Annotated in this window: 4 protein-coding genes; 2 read left to right on the top strand and 2 right to left on the bottom strand. The window is 73.3% G+C overall.

All coding sequences use genetic code 11. The features are described 5' to 3' along the window. Positions 1 to 424: GXWXG domain-containing protein (locus PINTE_RS08770; RefSeq protein ID WP_157087142.1), on the bottom strand; the 424-nt coding region annotated here is incomplete at its 3' end. Between the two features lie 122 nt (positions 425 to 546). On the opposite strand from PINTE_RS08770, the gene PINTE_RS24270 reads away from it, so the two are divergent. Both PINTE_RS24270 and PINTE_RS24265 read left to right on the top strand, forming a co-directional pair. Beyond that, positions 547 to 1,830: a PEP/pyruvate-binding domain-containing protein gene (locus PINTE_RS24270; protein ID WP_068428823.1), complete on the top strand. Its 1,284-nt coding sequence runs from the start codon at positions 547 to 549 to the stop codon at positions 1,828 to 1,830. Positions 1,831 to 1,842: 12 nt separating this feature from the next. Then, positions 1,843 to 3,240, top strand: a complete 1,398-nt coding sequence (locus PINTE_RS24265; protein ID WP_068428820.1) for a PEP-utilizing enzyme — start codon at positions 1,843 to 1,845, stop codon at positions 3,238 to 3,240. Between the two features lie 279 nt (positions 3,241 to 3,519). On the opposite strand, the gene PINTE_RS23195 is transcribed toward PINTE_RS24265, so the two are convergent. Next, positions 3,520 to 3,893, bottom strand: a 374-nt coding sequence (locus tag PINTE_RS23195; protein WP_217996544.1) for a hypothetical protein, incomplete at its 5' end; no start/stop codon positions are given.

The raw sequence follows: 3,893 nt of genomic DNA, 5'->3' as shown, positions 1-3,893 counted from the left end.
CGTCGACGGCGCGGAAGTGGTCGTTGATCGGCAGGGTGTCGTAGCTCATCGTCGCCGTGGCCACGCCGCGGTAGGTCATCATCCGCAGCCGCGCCCGGGGCTTGCGGGTGCGGCGCAGGCGCAGCGCGCGCCGCCCGAGCGCTGCGAGCCGCGGATCGTGCAGCGCACCGGCTCCCAGCAGTGACAACGGCAGGCCGGTCGGATCGACACTGAACCGGCCCCGCCCGTCTTGGAAGACGAGGGGGTGCACGTCGTCGGGGCCGTCGAAGCGCTTGCCCCACCAGCCGTACAACTCGAGGAGCCCGTCGAGCGGGTGGCCCGTGGGCACGCCCGATCCGCGCCACTCGCCGCGCAGTCGCCGCGCCTCCACCAGCGGCAGCGAGTCGAAGCGCGCGAGGGCCGCGGTGAGTTCGGGTGTCTCCATGCGGGTCTCCTGGTCGACGGCTGTCACCGCAGCGTAGCGACGGCCAGGGCCGGCGCGAACCGGCGCCGGATCGACCGGACCAGCCCCGTGACCGGCCGCGCGTCGAGTGCTTGCATGGGAACATGAGCACGGTTCCGCTCGATCGCGTGCGCGCCACCGACGTCGCCCTGGCCGGCGGCAAGGGCGCCAACCTCGGCGAGCTGATGGCCGCCGGCCTGCCGGTGCCCGCCGGCTTCGTCGTCACCACCGACGCCTACCGACGCGCCGCCCGGGGCGAGCCCACCCCCGAGGACCTCGCGGCGATCACCGCCGCCTATGCCGACCTCGGGGAACCGCTGGTGGCGGTGCGTTCGTCGGCGACCGTCGAGGACCTGGCCGAAGGCAGCTTCGCCGGCCAGTTCGAGACGGTCCTCGGCGTCCGCGGCCCGGAGGCGGTGGCCCGCGCGGTGCGTCGGTGTTGGGCCTCGCTGTCGGGTCCGACCGCCGCCGCCTACCGCGCCTACCACGAGATCGACGCCGAGGCGGCGATGGCTGTCGTCGTGCAGGTGCTCGTCGACGCCGAGGCGGCAGGCGTCATGTTCACGGCCGACCCGTTGACCGGCCGCCGCGACCGGACCCGCATCTCGGCCGCGCTCGGCCTCGGAGACGGGGTGGTCGACGGCACCGTGCCGACCGACGAGGTCGTCGTGCGACGCGACGACGGGGCGTGGCGCGTCGACACCCGCGAGGTCGCCGACAAGACCCACCGCTCCAGTCTCGTTGACGACACCGGGGGCGACACCGATGTCGGTACCGGGGGCGACACCGACGGCGGCACGGCCGTGCGCGCCGTCGATCGCCCGGGCGCAGCGGCCCTCTCCGACGAGCGCTGTCTCGAACTCGCCGAACTCGGCGCCACGATCCAGAACCACTTCGGCCGGCCGATGGACGTCGAGTGGGCGATGGCGCGCGGGCGGTTGTGGATCGTGCAGGCGCGCCCCATCACCGCCCTGCCGGAGCCGATCGGCGATCCACCGACCGACTGGAGCGTGCCCGACCGGACCGGCATGTACGCCCGGGCCAGCATCGTCGAGCAACTGCCCGAACCGCTGACACCGCTGTTCGGCGACATGGTGGAACCGGCGGTCACCGGCTCCCTGACAGCGCTGTTCCGCGAGGGAATGGGTGACCTCGTGCACCCGGGCGACCTGACGTTCGTGCGCGTGAACGACTATGCGTACTACCACTATTCACTCGGTGGGCTGCTCCGGATGTCGGCCGGTGCCGTGCCGATGGCCCTGACCGGCAAGCTGCGCAATCCCGGCGGGCTCTGGCGCGAAACCACCCATCCGGCGTACGCCCACGTCGTCTCCCGGTGGCGCGAACGCGACCCCGAGCGCCTTGCTGCGACAACGTTGCTCGACTGAGCCGCCGAGCTGTTGTACGCGGGCTGCGAGTACTACACCTCCGTTCAACGCGTCATCCCGGACGCGGCCACCAGCGAGATCCTGTTCACCCGTGCCTACGAGGCGGTGCGGCGGCCGGGCGACCCGCCCGCCACCACCTTCCTGCTCGGCGGCGACAGCGAGCCGATCCGCGCCGAGAAGTCGCTCTTCGATCTAGCTCGGTGGGTACTCGATCGCCCGCAACTGTGTGAGGTCGTCGGGTCGGCGGACCTCGACGAGTTCGTCGGCGGACCGGCTCCGACGGACGTGGCTGAGGCGGTGTGGTCGCAGTGGCAGCGACGCCTGCGCGCACACCTCGACCGGTTCGGCCACGCGGTGTACAACCTCGACTTCGCCAGCCCGGTGGCCGCCGACACCCCTGCCCCGGTGTTCACGGCGTTGCGCCACTACCTCGACGCGGAGCCGGGTTCCGTCGACCCCCGAGCGCGGCAACACCGCCTCCGCTCCGAGCGGGAGGCGGCGAGCGCGGCACTGCTGGGGCGGCTCGACCCGGCGCGCCGCCGAATGATCGAGCCGTTGCTGCGCCGCGCCCAGGACCGGGTCGTGCTGCGTGAGGACGCTCTTGCCGACATCGGGCTGGCCTGGCCCACGATCAGACGGTTGCTGCGCGAGCTCGGACGCCGGCTGGTCGAGGCCGGCGCCTTGCCCGACCGGGACGACGTGTTCTGGCTCACCCTCGACGAGACCCGCTGCGCTGCAAAGGCGCTAGACGACGACCGAGCCCCGGAGCCCGAGCTGAAGAACTCGCTGGAGTCGCGCCGGATGACGTGGCGCGGACAGCTGCGCGTCACGCCGCCGCAGCTGCTGCCGGACAACGCGATGAACCGCCTGACGCGCCGCTGGATGCCGCAGCACGCCGGCGACCAGGTAGGGAGCACCCTCGAAGGGCTCGCGGCCAGCGGCGGGCGCGTCACTGCCTCCGCCTGCCTCGTGCTGACCCCGGCCGACTTCGCCCGACTGCGGCCGGGGATGGTGCTCGTCTCGCGGATCACGACCCCCGCCTACACGCCGCTGTTCGCGCTCGCGTCGGCGGTCGTCACCGACGTCGGCGGCCCGGTGTCGCACTCCTCGATCGTGGCCCGCGAGTTCGGCATCCCGGCGGTGCTCGGCACCGCGAGCGCCACCCAGCGCATCCGCGACGGCCAGACGATCACCGTCGACGGCGGCCGCGGCCTCGTGCTGCTGGGCGGCGACGCCGACGCGAGCCTCGCGACCGAAGACCCGGAGACGGCCGTGGCGGCCGAGCACTCCCCGCCCGCCCGGCCTGACCGAGCCCGCGTCGCGCGATCCGGTGCGCTCGCCGTCGCCGTCGCAGGCGTTCTAGCGGGAGCCGGCGCCGTGGCCCGCCGCCGCGCCCGGCGGTGCGGATGACACCCGCCGTTCGCCGCGGCCTCGCCTACATCGAGGGCCGCGTTCGCCGCCGTGGGGAGGGCCCTGGCGTCGTTGTTCGGCTGAGAACCCTCACGACCTCACCGCTCGGACTATCACCGTCGGAGGCCGCGGGTCCGCCTGACGACAACAGCGCAGGTCAGGAGCTTGTATCGCTACAATGCTCCGTGACGGTGATAGTCCGAGGGGTGCGCGTCGCGGCCGCCCACGCGATGACGAGCGGCGGAAGCGGGGTTTAGGTCGTCGGCTCGACGGGCCGGGTCAGCGAGAGAGCTCGGCGGTCACCACGTAGCGCCCGGACGGCGGGCTGTAGGAGCCGGAGACCTGGGTGCCGCTGACGACGGTGACCTGCCACGTGCCGGAGTTGTCGCAGCGCCCGGTCGTCATCTCCTCGCGGTAGACCCGCCGGCCCCCGTCGAACCCGGCGGCGCGCAGCACCCCTGCACACCCCAGGCCTGGGTAGCGCACCGTGGAACCGCCGCCGCTGAACGTCATCTCGACGGCATAGCTCTCGTCGGCGCCCGTGCCATTCAGACCCCGCTGGTACCCCGTGCCGGTGTACGTGCCCGATTCGGGAACCGGCCCGCTCTGCGCCTGGGCCTGCCCGCCCGCCGCCGGCGCCGCCGGTTGCGCGG

The organism is Piscicoccus intestinalis NBRC 104926 (assembly GCF_001515525.1).
Classification (GTDB): domain Bacteria; phylum Actinomycetota; class Actinomycetes; order Actinomycetales; family Dermatophilaceae; genus Kineosphaera; species Kineosphaera intestinalis.
Note: the sequence above shows the minus strand (reverse complement) of the source record. Positions and strands in the feature narration are given on the sequence as shown.

Bases quoted from the DNA above. Each gene is read 5' to 3' on its own strand.
- PINTE_RS24270 (WP_068428823.1), top strand. From the start codon at position 547: ATGAGCACGGTTCCGCTCGATCGCGTGCGCGCCACCGACGTCGCCCTG.